Annotated in this window: 15 protein-coding genes, 2 tRNA genes and 2 pseudogenes; 8 read left to right on the forward strand and 11 right to left on the reverse strand. The window is 36.0% G+C overall.

The annotated features are described in order from the left end of the window. Window positions 1-11: 11 nt before the first annotated feature. From fadJ to ABN080_RS06435, 3 genes are all read right to left on the reverse strand, one after another. Window positions 12-2,171 (reverse strand): fatty acid oxidation complex subunit alpha FadJ, encoded by a 2,160-nt coding sequence (gene fadJ / locus ABN080_RS06425; protein WP_371032592.1) that lies wholly within the window; start codon window positions 2,169-2,171, stop codon window positions 12-14. After that, the gene (gene fadI / locus ABN080_RS06430) at window positions 2,171-3,475 is read right to left on the reverse strand and encodes an acetyl-CoA C-acyltransferase FadI (protein ID WP_349440639.1); all 1,305 of its coding nucleotides are present in this window, start codon (window positions 3,473-3,475) and stop codon (window positions 2,171-2,173) included. The genes fadJ and fadI overlap by 1 nt, the downstream gene beginning before the upstream one ends. Before the next feature lie 236 nt (window positions 3,476-3,711). Further along, complete coding sequence (locus tag ABN080_RS06435; protein WP_082151772.1) at window positions 3,712-4,008, reverse strand: YfcZ/YiiS family protein; 297 nt, start codon at window positions 4,006-4,008, stop codon at window positions 3,712-3,714. A gap of 344 nt (window positions 4,009-4,352) precedes the next feature. Here ABN080_RS06435 and fadL point away from each other — a divergent pair, with 344 nt between their 5' ends. Then, entirely contained in the window at window positions 4,353-5,660 is a 1,308-nt protein-coding gene (fadL, locus tag ABN080_RS06440) for a long-chain fatty acid transporter FadL (RefSeq protein WP_349440640.1), read from the forward strand. A 78-nt stretch (window positions 5,661-5,738) separates the two neighbouring features. On the opposite strand, the gene mlaA is transcribed toward fadL, so the two are convergent. Further along, the gene (mlaA, locus tag ABN080_RS06445) at window positions 5,739-6,476 is read right to left on the reverse strand and encodes a phospholipid-binding lipoprotein MlaA (protein ID WP_072068652.1); all 738 of its coding nucleotides are present in this window, start codon (window positions 6,474-6,476) and stop codon (window positions 5,739-5,741) included. A 209-nt stretch (window positions 6,477-6,685) separates the two neighbouring features. Next, window positions 6,686-7,021, reverse strand: a complete 336-nt coding sequence (locus tag ABN080_RS06450) for a P-loop nucleotide/nucleoside kinase family protein (protein WP_349440641.1) — start codon at window positions 7,019-7,021, stop codon at window positions 6,686-6,688. Between the two features lie 30 nt (window positions 7,022-7,051). Between ABN080_RS06450 and ABN080_RS06455 the strand changes: the two are divergent. Beyond that, window positions 7,052-7,210 (forward strand): annotated as a pseudogene (locus ABN080_RS06455) (DNA polymerase III subunit theta); the annotation flags it as partial. 31 nt (window positions 7,211-7,241) lie between these two features. Here ABN080_RS06455 and ABN080_RS06460 read toward each other — a convergent pair. From ABN080_RS06460 to ABN080_RS06475, 4 genes and pseudogenes are all read right to left on the reverse strand, one after another. Then, window positions 7,242-7,505, reverse strand: a complete 264-nt coding sequence (locus ABN080_RS06460; RefSeq protein ID WP_349440642.1) for an immunity protein — start codon at window positions 7,503-7,505, stop codon at window positions 7,242-7,244. Further along, window positions 7,505-7,745 (reverse strand): annotated as a pseudogene (locus tag ABN080_RS06465) (S-type pyocin domain-containing protein); the annotation flags it as partial. The gene ABN080_RS06460 and the pseudogene ABN080_RS06465, both read right to left, overlap by 1 nt. Window positions 7,746-7,896: 151 nt before the next feature. After that, window positions 7,897-7,968 (reverse strand) — tRNA-Arg (locus tag ABN080_RS06470). A gap of 195 nt (window positions 7,969-8,163) precedes the next feature. Continuing rightward, entirely contained in the window at window positions 8,164-8,940 is a 777-nt protein-coding gene (locus tag ABN080_RS06475; RefSeq protein WP_197269010.1) for an AraC family transcriptional regulator, read from the reverse strand. Between the two features lie 104 nt (window positions 8,941-9,044). On the opposite strand from ABN080_RS06475, the gene ABN080_RS06480 reads away from it, so the two are divergent. From ABN080_RS06480 to ABN080_RS06505, 6 genes are all read left to right on the forward strand, one after another. Next, window positions 9,045-9,848, forward strand: a complete 804-nt coding sequence (locus tag ABN080_RS06480; RefSeq protein WP_349440644.1) for a sulfite exporter TauE/SafE family protein — start codon at window positions 9,045-9,047, stop codon at window positions 9,846-9,848. Between the two features lie 860 nt (window positions 9,849-10,708). Further along, window positions 10,709-12,988, forward strand: coding sequence for a thiosulfate reductase PhsA (gene phsA, locus ABN080_RS06485; RefSeq protein ID WP_349440645.1), 2,280 nt, complete (start codon window positions 10,709-10,711; stop codon window positions 12,986-12,988). 14 nt (window positions 12,989-13,002) lie between these two features. After that, entirely contained in the window at window positions 13,003-13,581 is a 579-nt protein-coding gene (locus tag ABN080_RS06490) for a 4Fe-4S dicluster domain-containing protein (RefSeq protein WP_196553785.1), read from the forward strand. After that, window positions 13,578-14,357, forward strand: coding sequence for a thiosulfate reductase cytochrome B subunit (gene phsC / locus ABN080_RS06495; RefSeq protein ID WP_349440646.1), 780 nt, complete (start codon window positions 13,578-13,580; stop codon window positions 14,355-14,357). The genes ABN080_RS06490 and phsC overlap by 4 nt, the downstream gene beginning before the upstream one ends. A gap of 278 nt (window positions 14,358-14,635) precedes the next feature. After that, complete coding sequence (locus tag ABN080_RS06500) at window positions 14,636-16,777, forward strand: TonB-dependent receptor (protein WP_349440647.1); 2,142 nt, start codon at window positions 14,636-14,638, stop codon at window positions 16,775-16,777. Window positions 16,778-16,789: 12 nt separating this feature from the next. Next, window positions 16,790-17,839, forward strand: coding sequence for an ABC transporter substrate-binding protein (locus tag ABN080_RS06505; RefSeq protein ID WP_197269006.1), 1,050 nt, complete (start codon window positions 16,790-16,792; stop codon window positions 17,837-17,839). Between the two features lie 590 nt (window positions 17,840-18,429). Here ABN080_RS06505 and ABN080_RS06510 read toward each other — a convergent pair. After that, entirely contained in the window at window positions 18,430-18,732 is a 303-nt protein-coding gene (locus tag ABN080_RS06510; protein ID WP_072068753.1) for a helix-turn-helix domain-containing protein, read from the reverse strand. A gap of 2,173 nt (window positions 18,733-20,905) precedes the next feature. Beyond that, a tRNA-Val gene (locus ABN080_RS06515) sits at window positions 20,906-20,981 on the reverse strand. Window positions 20,982-21,069 lie beyond the last annotated feature (88 nt).

Here is a 21,069-nt window from a genome sequence, read left to right on the forward strand (position 1 = left end):
TAGAGGTTTAATTAATCATAAAAACGTTCATTTCGTTTAGCCATTTCAACTAGCCGTTCACAAGGACGATATTTTTCGCCATATTTATCAGCAAGTTGATTAAGTTTTTCTGCTATTTTTGTCGTTCCCATGCTATCCATATAACGGAAAGGCCCACCAAAGAAAGGAGGGAAACCAATACCAAAAACAGCACCAATGTCACCATCACGCGGTTGTTTTATAATATTTTCATCTAAGCAACGAACTGCTTCATTTAGCATCAATAATAAACAACGTTCTGTGATTTCAGATGAAGATAATTGGCTTTTGGGTTTAATTTGTAAAAGACGATAAATAGTGGGATCGGGCTGTTTTTTATTTTTTCCAAATGAAAAAGGCAGAACATGTTTTGTATAAAGGTAAAAACCTCTGCCATTTTTACGCCCTTTTCTATCATCAGCAATAATGGCATCAACAGCAGGTGGAGAAGCAAATCGTTCACCAAATGCATTCACTAATATTGGTGTTATTTTTGTACCAATATCAATACCAACTTCATCTAATAACTGAATAGGCCCTACAGGAAAACCAAACTGAACGAGTGCTTTATCAATATTTTCAATTGGCTCACCTTGTACTAAACATGTCAATGCTTCGCTAATATAAGGAGCAAGAATACGATTAACATAGAACCCGGGTTTATCACCTACAACTATCGCGACCTTACCTTGTTTTTTAGCAAAAGCCACCGTTGTTGCAATAGTTTTTTCGTTAGTATTTTCATGCGGAATAACTTCAACTAATGGCATTTTTTCTACAGGGCTAAAATAGTGAAGGCCGATCACTTTTTCTGGATATTTCGCTGTTTCTGCAATTTCATGAATAGGTAATGAAGAGGTGTTAGATGCAAAAATAATTTTACCTTTACCCACATCTTCAATATCTGCCACCATTTTCTGTTTTAAAGCAAGATCTTCAAAAACTGCTTCAACAATAATGTTGGATTGATGAAAACCGCTGTAATCCAATGAACCTGAAAGTAAGCTCATTTGGCGTTGGCATTCACGTACAGATAATCTTTTTTTACTGACCTTGGTCGAAAGCGCTTTCCAACTATAATTTAAGGCTTGAGCAATTCCCTTATCACTAATATCTTTGATCCTTACAGGTAAATTGCCCTTTGTGGCAGTAACAAAAGCTATACCGCCCCCCATTAATCCCCCACCTAAAACACCGATGTGATGCAAACTATCTGGTTTTTCAGATGATCCTGTCTCATTTTTAAGTGCTGTAGAAGCAAAAAAGAGGTGCCTTAACGACGATGAAACAGGTGTCATAGCTAACTCACCAAAAGCATTCGCCTCTTCTTTAAACCCTGTTTGAAGATCTTTTTCAAGTCCACGTTCTATTACATGTAAAATACGTTCAACTGCAGGATATTGCCCTTTTGTCTTAGCTAATGCGCGTTTTTTCGCTTGCCCAAAAAGTATATTCCTCCCTAATGTGGTATTTGCCCAGAAACGATCCATGATTGAATGCTTTTTCTGCTCTTTTTTACCTGACAAAATCCATTTTGCTGCAACATCTAATAAAATATCTTGCGAAACAACATCATTAACAAGACCTAATTTCAACGCTCGTTTAGCATTGATTTGTCTACCCGTTAAAATTAAATCTAACGCCGACGTTACACCAATAAGACGAGGCAAACGCTGAGTTCCTCCTGAGCCAGGTAATAACCCAAGTTGCACTTCAGGAAGTCCTAAACGTGTTTTGTTATTGTCAGAACAAATTCGTCCGTGGCAGGCCAATGCTAATTCAAGCCCTCCCCCAAGGCATGCACCATTGATAGCAGCCACAACAGGTAATGGGTAATTTTCAAGTTGCGTAAAAAGATCCTGCCCTGCTTTTGCTAATGCACTCGCTTCTTCTTTGGTTTTACAACCCGCAATCATCGAGATATCAGCGCCAGCAATAAAACTATCTGCCTTGCCTGATGTAATAATTAATCCTTTTACACCAGAATGTTGTTGCGCTTGTTTCAAAACATCTTGGAACTGCTGCACAAATTCAGCTTTTAAGGTATTCACTTTTTCGCCGATAACATCAATGGTTATTACGCCAACTTTATCGTTACGAACTGAAAATTGGAAAACGGAAGATTTTTCTAGTGTTGTTTGTTGTTGTTCCATTATTCCACCTCCAAAATCATCGCTGCACCTAATCCACCTGCCGCACATGCGGTCGTTAACCCAAATCCACCACCTCGGCGTTTAAGCTCATGGAGCGTCTGTGTCACCATTCTTGCACCCGTCGCTGCAAACGGATGTCCATAAGCAATAGATCCCCCTAGCACATTAAATTTATCCATATCCACTTTTCCAATTGCCTTGGATAACCCTAATTGCTCTTTAGCAAATCGTTCACTTTCAAATAGCATCAAATTACTCAATGTTTGTGCGGAAAAAGCTTCATGCATATCAATTAATGTTATATCACTCAAAGAAAGACCTGCCCGAGAAAGTGCAAGTGGTGTGGCATATGAAGGGCCTAATAACATATCTTTCCAGACATCTGTTGCAGTAAATGCATAACTACGTAGATAACCAAGCGGTTGATAACCTAAGCTTTTTGCAACTGACTCTTTCATCATTAATACTGCAGCTGCGCCGTCCGTTAATGGCGTACTGTTTGCAGCCGTCACACTACCATGATGACGATCAAAAGCAGGTTTTAACTTAGCGTAAGAATCAAGAACAGAGTTTTTACGAATATTATTATCTTGATGGAAACCTTCTTTGTAAGGCGGGAAAAAAGCGGTCATCACTTCATTATCTAGTTTTCCCATTTCCCATGCTTTAGTTGCTAATTGATGAGAACGATGTGCTAATTCATCTTGAGCAACTCTGGAAATATGATAAGTCTTTGCCATTTGCTCAGCGGTATCTCCCATACGTAACCCAGTTGAATACTCAGCCACAGCAGGAGCAACAGGGAGAAGATCACGAAACCGTAATTGACTTAAATAACTTAAACGCTGGCCTAATGATTTTGCTTTATTAAGACTTAGCAACACATCTGCTAATTTTTTACTGACACCAATTGGTAAAACAGATGATGAATCTGCACCACCAGCAATACCGACAGAAACATGCCCTGCCATCATGCTTTCAGCAACATTTGCAATCGCTTGAAAGCTCGTTGCACATGCTCTTGTTACGCTGTAGGCGTCTGTTTTTACACTTAAGCCAGCACCGAGCACAATTTCTCTGGCAATATTCGGTGCTTCTGGCATTTGAACCACTTGTCCGAAAACAAGTTGATCGATAATTTCGGGAGGAATTTCATTGCGAGTCACTAATTCTTGAACCACTGAACGCCCTAATTCAACCGCAGGTATTCCTCGATACGCAGTCGCTTGTTTAGCAAAAGGTAAGCGTAGCCCGCTGACAATGGCGATGCGATCTTTCATAGCACTGTTCGTTGATGACTTCATAACGGCTCCTGACAAAATGAGTTCCTAACACCAAAGAGGTCTGACCTGACAATAGTGTTAACAAAAATTTCACCTACCAGAAACATCATTTTATGAGAAGTGGGAGTTAGCGCGCATTATTTCGATAGAATGTCTGAAACCCAACAATAACGATAGAAAGGATAAAAAACACAATGGTGGGCAATAAAAAAGGCTGTTGAATTTCAACAGCCTTAAATTTATTTATTTTCAGCGGATTAACGTAATCCTAACTGGAAGATCAGGTTTTCTGCTTCACAAGAAAATGTAAAATCAGCGGTAAGTTGAACACCACCATCAACATCAGCAAATTGTTGATTAATTTTGCAAGGCTCTGAAGCAATAGATTGTGCTTTTGCACTGAGTTGATCCAACATTGCTTGCGCTTCTACTTTATCAGCGAAGACATGCTGATATGACGCAGTGCAATTTTTATTGTCAATAATAGTACCCACATCTACACAACAGCAAGCAGCGGTTTCTTCTGCACTACAGCGATTGATTGCGTCTGCCATTTTAGTCTCCCAACGAAAGAAATGTTAATTATCTATCATAATCGCAAAAAAATAAAATAAACTGCTTTAGCTCAAATTATCTTACAATTTTACAAAAAAAATTGATTACTCTGTTTATTTAACAATCAAAAATATCTTTATTGGGATATTTTGTGAAAATAATGTTAACCAAATCCCAATTATCAAATCAAAATGGCAATATTTGTAAAACATACTTGCAACATTTGGGGTAATCAACTTTATACTTAATCAACTGGTCTGATTTGTCATAACGACAACCGCACCTAAAATCCAGCGCTTCTAATCAGAAGTAACAACTTAAAAAAATTATGAGGGTTTAGGTCATGAACCGTAAAAACCTGTTTACTCGCACAGCACTAGCTGCCTTGGTAGGTGTTATCTCCTCTCAAGCAGGCGCTGCCGGTTTTCAGTTAAATGAATATTCTACTTCAGCACTAGGGCGTGCATTTTCAGGAGAAGGCGTTATTGCCGATGACGCAAGCGTAGGTAGCAGAAACCCTGCTGCTCTCACTATGTTTGATCGCCCTGAATTCTCTGTAGGTGCTATCCATATTAATCCAAGCGTTGATATTAAAGGTAAATCTCCGCTTACAGGTGCTAGCACTAATGCTGGTGATATCGCACCAAGTGCATTAGTCCCGAATATCCACTTTGTTGCCCCTATTAATGATAAATGGGCAATTGGTGCATCAGGTACAACAAACTTTGGCTTAGCGACTGATTTTAAAAAGGATTATGCTGCAGGCCTTATTGGTGGTAAAACCGATTTAAAAACCATGAACTTAAACTTAAGTGCAGGTTATCGAGTAAATAACCAATTTAGTGTTGGCCTAGGATTAAATGCCCTTTATGCTGATGCTGAAATTACCCGTCATGCTGGTGAACTACCTGGAATGCTTGGCCTTCCTGTATCACCTTCAGCAAGGGTTGCTCAATTGAAAGGTGATGCTTGGGGCTTTGGTTGGAACGCGGGTTTATTATATGAATTCGACGAAGGTAACCGAGTTAGTTTCACTTATCGTTCTAAAGTTAAAGTGAAATTTAAAGACGGTGAATACCAAAATGATCTACCACCAATGCCCGCACTTGATGCTATGGGTATTATTGGTACCAACGGCGAAACCATTAAAGGCAAACTAGACCTTAACTTACCTGAAATTTGGGAATTTGCCGCTTATCACCGCGTTGCACCAAAATGGGCCGTTCACTATAACTTTGCTTACACAAGCTGGAGTTCGTTCGAAGAGTTAAAAGCCACTCGTAAAAGTGATGGTCAGCAGCTATTCAGGAAAGAAGAAGGCTTCCGTGATGCATGGCGTGTGGCTTTAGGTACAACCTATTATCATGATGATAACTGGACATTCCGTACAGGTATTGCCTTTGATGATAGCCCAGTCCCTGCTGATAAACGCTCAATCTCTATTCCAGACCAAGATCGCTTCTGGTTAAGTGCGGGTACAACCTATGCATTTAATAAAGATATGTCTGTTGATGTTGGCTTAGCGTATATGCACGGTAAAAAAGTCACGATCAAAGAGAAACTGGCTGAAACACCGATTTCCCCTACCTATGAATTCGAGTCATCAGGTAAAGCATGGTTATACGGTATGAACTTTAACTATCGTTTCTAATTTTTCACTGTGCTTTTTATACAAAAAATGGTCTTTTTCAAGACCATTTTTTATTTATTCATCAAGCTAACCGCAAAATTAATCAATTGAATCCAAATCATCTTCAATTGCTTTCGCATTAGGGTTCTCTTTTACCGTGCCAGCTTGGAAGTCATTACTCTGGAAGTAAGCTTCACGCATCATTAAGTAAGGATCAGACGAGTTTTGCAAAATAGCATCGGAATCGAGCAATTGTGCACGTGTTTCAATGCCTTCTAATGCCCATTTACCCGCTGACATCCAAAACGTCAAATAACTCAACATTGGATACGTTAAGTCAGCCCAATCACCACCCTCTTCACGGACAGTAAAGCTACCATAGCCCGGTACAACCACATAAGGGCCATAATCCATACCATAATGACCTAACGTACTACCAAATCGCATTGGAACTTCTTTTTCCATTGTTTCTTTGGACATACCAGCAACATCAATTAAGCCACCCATACCAAAGACTGTATTGATCCAAAAACGACCAAAATGTTTTGCTCCCTTTTCAAAATCGCCACGCAATACACTATTTAACATACTAGCAGGCTCTTCTAAGTTACCGAGAAAATTAGATAAGCCATTTCTTGCTGGTGGCGGAACATAGTCACGCCAAACAACAGCAACGGGACGTAGGATATAAGGGTCTAAAACATAGTAGTTAAAATCAAACATCTGGCGGTTAAACCCTTCCAATGGGTCAGAGCGCCCCTCCCCATTATTAGGGGTACTTGCACATCCTGAAAGTAAGGCGACTGAAAGAGCAACACCGCACAGGCGATACTTCATAATGTTCTCCGCTAATTATATTATGATGAGCAGCATCATAGTTCGCATATTCATAAATTCTATACATAATACTGTCAATGCGTAACAAGTGGTACTTTTATTAGGCGTTGATCTTATAAGATAATTCAGTTTTTAGGATTATCCCATTGAGCTAATTTACAATATTAGCCCAATATTATAAGGTTAATATAATAATATTTGATGCTTATTTACTGATATTCTTTTATCACTAATTGCTCTTTAGCATCAGGGTACGAAAAATGCTCTGTGATAAAATCAAACTCTTCATTTGTTGTTTTAAACGGGTTTTCGTCAAATTGATTACGTAAAGATAATCGTTTTTTACACTCAGTATTTTCTACTTTCAAAACATGAAATAAATAAGGCATATTCGCATTATCAGCTAATGATTTTAGCCATTGCCGTTGTTTAGGCGTATTAGCAGGAAAATCCATAATAACGGTATTTCCTGCGCTAAGAAGAGCTGCAATATGTTTGCTCAATAGCTCCTTCATTAACTCACTTTTTTCAATATAGTCAGTCACTGTTTTTATTTGATTTGGGTAAAGCCGCGATATAAAGAACGCCTAAACATGCCAGTTGTTGCGTCCGAAGTTGAACGGCAACAATCAGAACATTTGAGAGCATACTTTAATGAGCGATTGGCGTTTTATCGTGAGAGAAGTAAGAAGTTGCCTGATGGTAATTCAGTGCAGTATTTGAAAAAAGAATAAGCAATAAAAACCTACCGAAGTGGGTTTAAATCTATTTAATCCCGTATTTTTTTTGAGTAACAAATTTAGGCTCTTTCCAATTAGGGCCTTTAATTGTTAACCCCATCTTATCTTTAGCTAATTTACCTTCCTGTAAAAGCTTACCCATTGTTTTTATAAGTATAGCTTTTTCAACAACTTCAAATTTATATCTCACATAACAACGATCAATGCTTGGGTACGTCGTTTTTGGGGCAAAATATAGAAGCACATCTTCTACGCTTTCGTTTTTATAAATACTTTCAACATCAATCATTATCTTATCTCCTGAGATTTATCATATGCTTCGATAGCCTCTGGTGTATGGCTGCGTCCGTTCATTGATATTATAATCTTCTAGCGTCGCTGTATGAGTATTATTCCAAACCTCATCAATATTATTCGGAACCTCACCAGCTTTAATACCTAAATTACGATACCGTTCCAATTCTCTAATTTCATGTGTATAAAATCGCTTGTCAATATCAGTGGCTTTTATTTCACCACGCAATATTTTTCCAGTCGATCAATCATTTACTTGTTATCAGCTGACTCGATGGCGGTTGTCAACGAACTAATGCGAACCACAACGGAAAAGAAATTGCTTTGTGTATTGGTTTTTGTGGGATTTTACGAACGGAGGCGAACGAGTGCGAATAGATTCAGAGCGTTCCCTACAGGAATCGAACCTGTAACTAGCCCTTAGGAGGGGCTTGTTATATCCATTTAACTAAGGGAACATACGTAGGAAAATCAAGTATGACTTATGGACGGGCTATATTTTACCCCCCTCACTCTCTATTAATCAAGTTTTAACGCACTGATATTGGAAGGAATTTTTTTGTTTCTTTTTTGAACAATGTAATTTGACTTAAAAAGCATCTGATAAATATCATCATCACTGATTATGTTTATTCTTATATATGTCTGTTTTATTAAAACTCTTTCAATTGCTTTAAAAACAATTTCGGTGAATATCCCATCTCTTTATTAAACATCGCACTAAAGGCACTCGGATTCTCATACCCTAATTCTAAAGCAACCTCAGTGACTGAATGACCTTTCTTTAACGCCGTTAGTGCATACATTAAACACGCTTTTTGACGCCAATCTCGAAAAGAAAGCCCTGTTTCCTTATGAAATAAACGCGTAAAAGTGCGTAGGCTCTTATTTAACTTCTCAGCCCACATTTCTGGCGTAGTACGAATATTTGGTTGTGACATAAATTCAGTACATAACGCATCTAATAAAGCATGTTGGGGCAAAGGTGTAAAATAAGGTAATGGTTTAGCCTGAGCTAACTCATGACAAAGTAACGTTAATAAAGCGCTATCTCTCCCACCTAAATCATAAAGCAATGGAAGTTGATTTGCTGAAAGTAATAGCTGATGAAGCAAAGGTGAAACCTGCAAAACCTCACAATATTCCGAATAACGAGGTACTTTATTCGGCTCAATGTAGAGACTATAAGTGCTACTACCCAACATTAATACTTGATGTATTTTTTCAGCAGGGATCCACACACCACTGTAAGGTAATACAATCCATTGGCCATCTTCTGTTTTGACTTTCATTACGCCATTGGGTGCATATAAAAATTGCGCTCGCCGATGATGATGTGCTTCAAGTAATGTGTCATAAGGATAATCAGAGCCTAATGCCAAAATCTCACGAGGAAGATGATCCACACTGTTAATATCGATATTACGCATAATATTAAAATTGTCCTAAATTCATATAAACTTGTCATTATCACGTGGGTAAGCCATCATTTTATTCTATATTGTTAATCTCCTGACTCAACAGGAGATTTGAAATGACACTCTGGCTGGTTTCTTTTGGTTTAATTTCAGGCATCACAACATGGTTATTTGGCTTTGGCGGTGGCTTTGTCACGGTTCCCTTACTCTATACACTTATTCTGACACTTTGGGGAATAGACAGTTTACCTGCCGAACATGCTATGCAAATCGCAGTTGCTACTTCTGCATTAATTATGTTGTTTTCTTCAACAGTCACAACCATTAAACATCATAAAGCCAAAAGGCTTGATTGGAATATCATGTCTATTCTGTTTATGGGTATCGCTTTTGGCGGGATCTTAGGCGCTCTTCTCGCATTAACAGTTGAAGGTACGTGGATCAAATGGATCTTTATTGGTTACCTTTTTATCACTATTTTAGACTGCTATTTTCGCCCCGGTTTTATGGCTCCTATTCACAACTCAAAAAAAGTAACTAAAGCAAGAGAAACGGTTAATGGCACAGTGATTGGTATTATCGCTGCTTTTCTAGGCGTTGGTGGAAGCGTCATGACAGTACCTTTATTGCGCCGTAGAGGAACACCCATGGCACAATCAGCAGCAATGGCAAATGCATTAACCTTACCTTTAGCTCTCACGGCAACATTTACTTATGTCGCCCTTTCTTTTACGTCACCTTTAAATAATGAATCTGGTTTTATTGGTTATATTTGGCTAAAGGCAGCCTTTATTCTGATTTGTAGCACATGGATAGGTTTAAAGATTTCTGAGCGTTTTTTATCCCGTATTCCCGACAAATGGCATGCAAGGGTTTACCCCCTATTACTGAGCCTTGTCTTAATTGTTATGTTGTTTTAAATCCTTTCTTTTATATAAGAAAGATAGACAGAAAAATAACTTTGACAACATGCAAACAAAGTGGCTTTCAATATTCATGAGCCACTTTGTTTTTAACACTTACTTTAAACCTTTTCCTACGCATATTTACTTGGCATTAATATTATTAATATGCACAAAACAAAAAATAGCTCTTTTTGACAATCAATACACAGCCCTATAACTATTAACTTTGTTAATTAATATTTAAACATAATGAATAATAATTTATAGATTGTCTCATATTTAGTATCAGTTTGATTACGTTTTAATGAGCATTTTTCGCATAAAATGTCATCTATTTATTTTTCTCTTTTATTCGTATTTATTATGAAAATAATAAGTTAGCTATTTTTAAAAATTATATTTTAAGAAGAAATTGGATTTAAATAATGCTAAGAAATATTATTTAATTTTATTTTTAAATAACAAATTAATTACAATATCACCAATATTCGATATATAAATAATTATATATCGATGATCTTTTTTGTCAATTCCTTTATTATAATTAATCATATATTTAAAATACACTTTAATAAAACAAACTAATGACGTAAGTAAGTGAATTTAAAAGAAGTAAGCATTATTGTCATATCCTCTAAGATCCTCTCATTCCCCTCAAAATCTTTATAATATAAGTTAATAAAAGAAAATAATTATCATTTGATTTTGTCTATTTTAGTTAATTTATTTTGTGACATTTATTAACGTCTTATTCTCTATTATTTATTATTTACAACTAAGTCATCACTTATAGATTAATAAATTGGAGACGCCTTCAAATATTTATTTAACCTCCTGTATATAATATTTAGCTATAAGAAGAAACTGGAGGTTATATGAGTATTAGTCGTCGTTCTTTCATTAAGGGGATGGGGATAGGATGTGTGGGTTGTACCGTAAGTAGTTTACCACCGGGTGCACTTGCATTTAATCCTGTAGATTCTCTTAAGGGTCAGTCAACATTAACACCTAGTCTATGTGAGATGTGCTCTTATCGTTGTCCTATAGAAGCTCAGGTTGTTAACAATAAAACTGTATTTATCCAAGGAAACAGAAACGCAGAGCATCAAAGTAGCCGAGTTTGTGCCAGAGGTGGAAGTGGCGTTAGCCTTGTTAACGATCCAAATCGTATTGTCAAACCAATGAAACACAAAGGCCCTAGAGGTGCAGGTGAATGGGAAGTCATAAGCTGGGAACAAGCTTATAAAGAAATAGCTGAAAAGATGAATGCCATAAAACAAAGCTATGGCGCAGAGAGTATTTCATTTTCTTCAAAATCAGGCTCACTCTCCTCTCATTTATTCCATCTTGCGGCAGCCTTTGGCTCACCAAATACGTTTACACATGCATCAACCTGCCCAGCAGGTAAAGCCATTGCTGCATCCGTTATGATGGGTGGCGATCTGGCAATGGATTTAGCAAATTCAAAATATATTCTTTCTTTTGGTCATAACCTGTATGAAGGCATTGAAGTTGCTGAAACGCATGAACTGATGACAGCACAAGAACGTGGTGCAAAATTAGTCAGTTTTGATCCTCGTTTATCTGTTGTTTCAAGTAAAGCAGACGAGTGGTTCGCAATCCGCCCTGGCGGTGATTTGCCAGTTCTAATGGCAATGTGCCATATATTAATTAAAGAAGATCTCTACGATAAAGAATTTGTTGAGAAATTTACGGTAGGTTTCCCACAATTAAAAGAGGTTCTACAAGATACAACCCCTGAATGGGCTCAAGCGCACTCAGATGTTCCCGCTCAAGACATTGCTCGTATCGCCAGAGAAATTGCAGCAAAAGCCCCTCATGCACTGATTATGCCTGGTCACCGCGCAACCTTTAATAAAGAAGAGATCAATATGCGCAGAATGATCTTCACCTTCAATGCCTTACTAGGCAATATTGAACGTGAAGGTGGTATGTATCAGAAAAAAGCAGCAGCAAAATACAATAAATTAGCAGGTATTAATGTTGCTCCTGAATTGGCAAAACCAAGTGTCAAAGGTATGCCTGAAATTACCGCAAAACGCATTGATGCAACAGCACCTCAATTTAAATATATCAATAAAGGTGGCGGTATTGTTCAATCAATTATCGACTCAACATTAGAAGGCGTACCGTATCAGACAAAAGCATGGATTATGTCTCGTCATAACCCATTCCAAACAGTCAGTTGCCGTCCTGAGCTAGAAAAAGCAGCACAGAAGTTGGACTTAATTGTCAGTTGTGATGTGTATTTAAGCGAAAGTGCCGCTTATGCCGATTATTTATTACCTGAATGTACCTACTTGGAACGTGATGAAGAAGTTGCTGATGTATCAGGTTTAAATCCTGCATATGCGTTAAGACAACAAGTGGTTGAACCTATTGGTGATACTAAGCCAAGTTGGTTAATTTGGATGGAATTAGGTAAAAAACTGGGATTAGAAGCTTATTTCCCTTGGGAAAACATGGGAGTAAGACAACTTTATCAAGTTAATGGTAGCGAAGCACTATACAAAGAGATGCATAAAAAAGGCTATGTATCTTATGGTATTCCATTATTGTTACGCGAACCTTCTTATGTAAAAGCTTTTGTTGAGCAATATCCAGAAGCCATCAAACATGTTGATAGCAATGACACAATGGAAAAAGCGCTATCATTTAAATCACCAAGTGGCTTAATTGAAATCTACTCTGAAGAATTAGAAAGCCGTTTAGAAAACTACGGTATTCCACGCTTCCACAACTTCCCATTAAAAGAAAAAGACGAGCTTTATTTTATTCAAGGTAAAGTCGCCGTTCATACTAATGGTGCAACACAATATGTGCCGTTATTAGCTGAATTAATGTGGGAAAACCCAGTTTGGCTTCATCCAGAAACAGCAAAAAATCATGGTATTAAACATGGTGATGAAATCATTCTGGAAAACAATATAGGTAAAGAAAAAGCACACGCTTTAATCACTGAAGGCATTCGCCCTGACACTGTATTTGTTTATATGGGTTCGGGTGCTAAAGCAGGTGCAAAAACAGCAGCGACTACAACAGGTGTTCACTGTGGCAACTTATTACCTCATGAAATTAGTCCTGTATCAGGTACTGATGTGCATACATCAGGTGTCAGAATTAGTCGGGCTTAAGGAAAAAAATAACGATGAACAATAATGATAAACAATTTGTCATGCTACATGATGAAAAACGTTGCATTGGGTGTCAGGCCTGTACTGTAGCGTGTAAAGTCATCAATGACATTCCTGAAGGTTTCAGCCGACTTCAAGTTCAAATTCAAGGCCCACACAACGATGAGGCGGGTGCTCCACATTATCAATTTTTCCGTGTGTCATGTCAGCACTGTGAAGATGCACCTTGTGTTTCTGTTTGCCCAACTGGAGCCTCTTTTATTGATGAAAATGGCATCGTACAGGTGAAAAAAGAGTTGTGTATTGGCTGTGATTATTGTGTTGGAGCATGTCCTTACCATGTTCGTTATATCAACCCAATGACACACATCGCAGATAAATGTAATTTCTGCTCTGATACTCGATTAGCTGAGGGTGAATTACCTGCGTGTGTAACGGTATGCCCAACAGATGCACTTGCTTTTGGTCGTATTGATTCACCTGAAATTCAGGCTTGGATCAAACAAAAATCCGTTTATCAATACCAATTAGATAATGTCGGAAAACCAAGTTTATTCCGTCGTAAAGAAATCCATCAGGGGGATAAAGCATGACTAGTATCTGGGGAGCAGAACTCCATTATACGCCAGATTATTGGCCTGTATGGTTAATGGTGGCAGGTTTATTAATCGTTGCCATGATAGCAATTTTGGTTATTCATGGCTTACTACGCTATGCCCTTGCACCAAAACAGTCTGGTCATTACGAAGAAGAACGTGTTTATTTATATTCTAAAGCGATCCGTTTTTGGCACTGGGGTAATGCTTTACTGTTTATCCTATTATTACTAAGTGGCTTTTTAGGGCATTTCTCTATCGGAAATGTCACTTCAATGGTGCTATTACATAAAATCTGTGGTTTCGTACTTATCGCGTTCTGGATTGGTTTTATTCTTATCAATCTAACAACCAGTAATGGCGTACATTACAAAGTAAGATTTAGTGGATTAATTGGACGTTGTATCAAACAAGCTCGTTTTTACCTCTATGGCATAATGAAAGGTGAGCCTCATCCTTTTGCTGCAACTGAAACTGATAAGTTTAACCCTCTTCAACAACTGGCTTACTTAGGTGTGATGTTTGGTTTAGTACCACTATTACTTGTTACTGGATTATTATGTTTATATCCAGAAGTACTTGGCTATGGCTATTGGATGTTAAAAGCACACTTAGTCTTGGGTATTGTGGCATTAATGTTTATTTGTGCTCACTTCTATTTATGTACATTAGGTGACACTTTTACACAGACATTCCGCAGCATGGTTGATGGTCATCATCGCCACCAAAAACATGATACTCATGGTTCAGTAACTAAAAAAGCAGAGCATTAATTCCCTCTGGTTACGCCTTACAAAAGGATCATTATCTAAAATGCCCGTGTAAACGGGTATTTTTTTGATCTTAATTCAGAAGTAATTTCATAATCTTATTATTAGCAAATATATCATTTTATTTACATGTTATTCGGTGTATAGTCGGCGCCCTTCATCGTTATATAAAAAATTATACAATGAATCATATTGCTTCACATTTGCGATGAGCATCGTTGTATAAATTTTTTAATATCGATGAATTTAAATAATTAAAAAATACATTTTGGGAGCCAATCGTGAAGAAATTTATCATTTCGACAATAGCTTGTGCTATAGCACAAACATTAGCCATATCAGCAAGCATAGCCACTGACAACGCTGAAAAAATCATCGTTACTGCACAACCAGTGAATAATAGTGAGGCTGGCGCGGGATTTGTAACTCGTGAAGTTGATATGGGACCCTTAGGTGAGAAAAAATGGTTAGATACACCTTACACAACAAACACCTTAACTCAATCTATGATTGAAAATCAACAAGTTACCAGTGTTTCGGATATCTTAAAATATAATGCCTCCTCCCAAATGCAAGCACGTGGTGGTATGGATGTTGGTCGCCCTCAAAACCGTGGAATGCAGGGCAACGTTGTTGCTAACTCTCGTTTAGATGGTGTGAATATTATTTCTACCACCGCCTTTCCTATCGAAATGCTTGAACGTGTAGATATTATAAATGGCCTAACAGGTTCACTCTATGGGCCAGCAAGTCCAAGTGGACAATTTAATTTCACACAAAAACGTCCAACCTTAAAACGCTTAACTTCACTGAATGCTACTTATGTCAATGATAACCAATTTAAAGGCCATCTTGATTTAGGTGGTTTTATTGATGATAACAACACTTTTGGTTATCGCATTAATCTAATGCATGATGAAGGTAAAGGTTATGTAGCCGGTAGTAAAACACGTCGCCAGCTTATTAGTACTGCTTTTGATTGGAATATCTCTTCTGATACCGTGCTAGAAGTGAATTTTAGTGATTATTGGTTTAAAAAAATGGGTTATCCTGGTGCATTTTCTTATGGATCAAAAGTCACCACATTACCTGATGCACCGGATCCAACTAAAACAGGCTATGGTCAAGCTTTTGCGGGTGTTGATCTACATACCAGAACAGTAAGTAGCCGACTAAAACATGATTTTAATGAAGATTGGCAAATAAATGCTGCAATCGGCTATCAAACTGCCGATCGCGGATTCCGTTCTGTTTCTAACCAGCTAAGTAATGATGGTAAGCACTTTACACCAACATTATCTGTTCCTTCTACTTATGGTCGTTTTACGGTTTTAAGTCATTCTATCAATGTTAATGGTCATGTGATGACAGGCACACTTTCTCATGATTTAGTCCTCGCTACTAGTGGTTATCGTTGGGATATTTACGGAGCAAATGGTAACGATCTGAAATTTACATTGCCAACACAAGATATTAATAATCCACATCGTTATGATGATCCTTCTAATGAAGGCTTCTATACTGGTAGCGCTCGCACTAAAAATAGTCGCTCACAAGTTCAATCCGTTACTTTAGGTGATACCGTTACCTTTAATCCTCAATGGTCAGTGATGGGATCGCTAAGCCAAAACTGGATCAAAGAAACTTCCTATCGTGCAGGTGGTGAAAATCATACTGAAAATGGTTTAAGTCCTGCCGTCGCATTAATGTTTAAACCGATCCCGGAAGTGATGACTTATGTTTCTTATGCAGATTCATTAGAAGAAGGTGATTCAGCACCCGATACTGCAAATAACAAAGGTGAAGTACTAAAACCTTACCGTAGTGAACAATGGGAAATAGGTGTTAAATCACAAATTGGTGATCTCAATTTAAATGCAGCTATTTTCCAATTAGAACGTCCTTTTGCTTATGTAGGAAATGACAATATATTTAAAGAGCAAGGCAAACAACGTAACCGGGGATTAGAGCTGATTGCTAATGGACAAGTAACCAATGAATTGTTCGTATTCAGTAGTATGACATGGTTAGATCCCACATTAACCAATACTGGAAAAGCTGAAACCCAAAATAAAGATGTTGTGGGTGTACCAAAATATCAAGCAAATTTATTAGCTGAATACCATTACCCAACTGTGCCAAATATTACCTATAGCGCAAATATTCACTACACCGGTAAACGCGCAGCAAATACAACGAATACCATGTGGGCAAAAGCCTATACCACGCTCGATTTAGGTGCTCGTTATCAAACACAGTATTGGAATAAAAAAACAACTTTCCGTGTGAATTTGGATAACGTTACCAATGAACATTATTGGGCGTCTATCTTCTCTGGTAACCAAAATGGTGCAATTGGTGGTGCTAATGCTTTCTTAGGTACACCTCGCCAAATTTCCGCATCTATCAGCATTGAACTCTAAGAGGATAGTTAAATGTATAAAGGTTTTTTTAAAACCCTGTGCATTGTATTACTGGGAGGTTCGGCCCTCAGTACCTCTTCCAATGTACAGGCTCAAAGAAGTGTTCAATATTATCAAGACCAATCGATTACTGTTCCAGATTCACCAGAACGAGTCGCCACTAGTTGGAATGCACAAAATGCAATCCTTGCGATGCTTGGTGCTGGAGATAAAATTGTTTCTACAACCGATTTAGTCAAAACCATTCCTTTTTTTACCGAGATTGTTCCAGCTATAAAAATGGCTTCAATTTCTAGTAAAGGTAATAATGACACACTGAATATCGAAACATTAATTATTAGCCAGCCTCAAATCTTTTTTGCAACAGGAAAGCTATCTGATGCACAAATGATAACGCTAGAAAATGCAGGGATCAGTGTTGCATTATTAAAGTCAGGCTCAATGGATGCCTTGTTAGAAAGAACCTTGATTACGGGGGAAATTTTAGGCCCAAGTAGCCATCAATTAGCAAAAGATTATTTAGCTTACTTTCAGCGTAATACAGCGCTTGTAGAGAGTGTAGTAAGTGAGATAAGCATCAAGGAGCCAATAAAGGTTTATCATGCTTTTGGGTCGCCATTAAGAACGTCAGGCGCACCTTCGCTAAATCATGATTGGATAACACTTGCTGGGGGAGTCAATATTGCAGAGCATTGGTTTGACAATGTACCTACTCGGGCAGGTGAAGTTTCTTTAGAACAAGTCATTCATGCCAACCCTGATGTTATTGTTACTATGTATGCAAGAGATACGGAAATCATCAAGAATTCACCTGAATGGCAATCAATTACTGCAGTACGTGAAGGCCGTGTCTACACAAATCCCAAAGGTCTATTTTGGTGGTGTAGAGAAACGACTGAAGAAGCTTTACAATTTTTATGGCTTGCGACGATTTTATACCCAGAGCAAACACAACACATTGATATCATCAAAGAGACAAAACAGTTTTACCAAACATTTTTTAATATCTCCCTAAGTGATCAACAGCTCGAATATATTTTGACGCCACCACTCAAAGACTAAACTGACAGCCTTTTCATCATGAAGGTGAAGAGGCTGTAGGCTCTCTCTTATAGGAAGATTATCTGTTACCATTCCTACATTGCCATTAAATGCTTAAATTTAAAAAATTGATCTATTCCCAATTTCTAACCCGATTCTCTTTTTCAATTTTTATCGTACTAATGTTTATTCTTTTTAAATTCCTTGATATAAAACACATAAGTTATACATTAATAGCTTTGAAAATGTTATCAAAGAGTAAAATGATAGTAGGTAATATAAAAGCTGATTAGCAAGAGATTTATATTTATAGGTATTTACCCTCCTGTTAATTTACACATAACAATAGGTATTTGAGTATATTTTTACAGATATGTAAGTCTCAGGTATTCTGCAATAACATTTTTCTTTTTCTTGACGAGAATTAAAACTTTTCATTTCCCTAAAAACGTAAAATGCCCTAATAAGGGCATTGATATTATATAGAGGATTTATTCTCCTAACTAAGAAAATTCTTATTATTTACTAATCTTAAAGATATATAGATATAAGAATTATCCTACTAAATTTAGTTATTCTAAAATGAGTTATCCTCTAATTTAAAGATATTTTTAGAAAATAGAAAGAGCCTTACTATCGAAATGAGCTGGAATATGTTGTTCATTATGCTCAATTTCTTGAGTCATTCCACCTGTTACTTCTTCAAAGAAGCTACCAATATTAACACCTAGCACTTCAAGTACTCTAACTAAGCAATCAATATCAATACGGTTTACACCACGCTCATAACGAAATAACTGTTGTTCACTAATATCAATCTCTTTTGCTAACTGAAATACAGTATAACCCTGAGATTTTCTTAATGACTTAATTTTTTGTCCAACTGCATAAGCGACTGGATACTTGCTACTCATAATATGTTCTCGCTTTTCACTTTGATTGATATCTAATTTATAATGGTGTGTTATCGCGCAATAATATATAAATTTATATATTATCGAGGACACCTTTTTGTTTTAATAAAATATTATTTTTTAGTAGATAAGAAATATTACAATTCATAACATGACTTATCATATGTAAATAATATACTACGCATTTAAACACTTTCAACCAGTCGAAAAAAGACAATGGAGACTTGGCACTTTACTCATACTAGTAAACAATACCTAGGATAACGATATATATTCTTTATTTTCATATAGTTAAAATATTTTATTTATAAAATAGCGCTTTTTTTTTCTTAAACTTTACTCATTAATTAGAATTATCACCTGCAAGCATACTAATTTAAAGTGTGATAACCTAAATTGTGCAAAAATAAGTCAAGTTATATTAGTCTAATTTATTTAAAATAATAAATTAACCTCATAAAGAAGGTAATTTTCTTATTTTTTTGAAAGAGCTTAAGTAATGTCAATGAAATCTGATGGATTTACAGCATAACAAAAATCATCATTTAAAATCAGTTAGTTGCATTCATTACATTAACATTAAGATATAGATCACCTTTTAAACATTTGTTAATAAATATATATAAGCATAAACCCTTAGCGTTTCAGCTAAATATATTTAAGGTGTAATAAATCTTTATTGTACTCGAATAAATAGGCAATATATTTAATTAATCATTTTTTTTGAATTTCTATTAATGAATAACTAATTTTTATTATTAATAAAATTAAAAATCTCATTTACACAATAAAAAAACGTAATCACTTACATAAATATTTTTTTGCTTTATCAGTAAGTTATTCTACATCTAAGATCACCACAACAAAACTTGAACACTTTATCGCCATATTATTCTATTCTTTCTTTTTCACTCAAATACACGCATTTTGATAGCGTAAAAATAGAATTTTTATTGCAACTTAAATTAAATTTAAAAATGAATGATCTGTTAAATATCCATTTTAGTATGATCTAATTTTGTTAAAAAGCACAAGAAATATTCTTTTTACGTCCTAAGTATTAATACTCACTCTATATAAGAGTTATTCTTAGTCCGAAATAAACATTAATATTTTTATATAATTTATATTCCTGTCAAATGCACAATTTTCTCCATTTTAAGTAAAAAATGAAATTAACCACTTAAGGACAAATCAATTAATGATGAAATAAGTTCTTTTTGCTTTATATCATTTGCTACGTAGTTCATTATTGTGAGTAAATTGACAAATATCAATTTTTTACAAAAATAATATAAAAATCATTTAGTTAGAATTGGATTTTTAACTTTATAATTATTTGAAAGAAGAATAAAAAAATTTAAATATTATTATATTTAATCATTTAATTTCATCATGTTAGTAATAAATGGATGATGATTAAGAAAGATTAACTATAAAATTGTATTTTTTATCTTTATTCCTTCAATTTCCTTATTAAAAATAAAAAAATGTACTTTTTTTATAGTCATAAAAAATGCCTTAACTCACTAATTTTAAAGAGATTTGATCGTATTAAGCACACTAAAATTACTCAATATACTGTTTTTAAAGTGATTTAATTTTATAAATAAACCGAAAAAGCCTATAGATCATCAAAAAAAGAGTAGATCTTTCTTTTAAACCAATCTCGTTTTTTGAATATTTCAGGCGAATACATGGAAAGTATTCAAAAATTGCTCATCTTTATTTTAAATATAGAGTACCAATTAAGGCATGAAAGCCCTTATTTCCTCTTTGAGGACACCTCTATTTTCTGGATAAAATATAACAGAATGTAAAAAAACGTAATGAAAAACCGTCTGTTAACTTTTCGCATCATATAGAAGTCTTAATGTCTGAATAGACTAAAAACAACCTTATAGAAATAGAGTGCATAAGAGGAAAGAACCAAAATAAACGAGATGCACTATACGGGATATGAAAATAAATGAAGCCATTAGGATGACTTAGAAAGCGCGCACACTTAAATTAAGTGTGATAGGAAAAACGATGCAATAACTCATAAAAAGCTAATTTAAAAAATCAATCGGTGAAGTTGTAGAGCAATAAATAAATAAAACGTTAACTCACTGATCTGTAATTATGATTATTTAAAGAAAATATAGGAAGTAATGAGATAGGATAAAAGAAGTGGTGGGCGGTATTGGGCTCGAACCAACGACCTCCTCCTTGTAAGGGAGATGCTCTACCAACTGAGCTAACCGCCCGCTTGATTATTAAATGGTGGGTCGTGGGCGATTCGAACGCCCGACCAATTGATTAAAAGTCAACTGCTCTACCGACTGAGCTAACGAC

This window comes from Proteus sp. fly-1089 (assembly GCF_040138965.1).
GTDB classification, from domain to species: domain Bacteria; phylum Pseudomonadota; class Gammaproteobacteria; order Enterobacterales; family Enterobacteriaceae; genus Proteus; species Proteus vulgaris_B.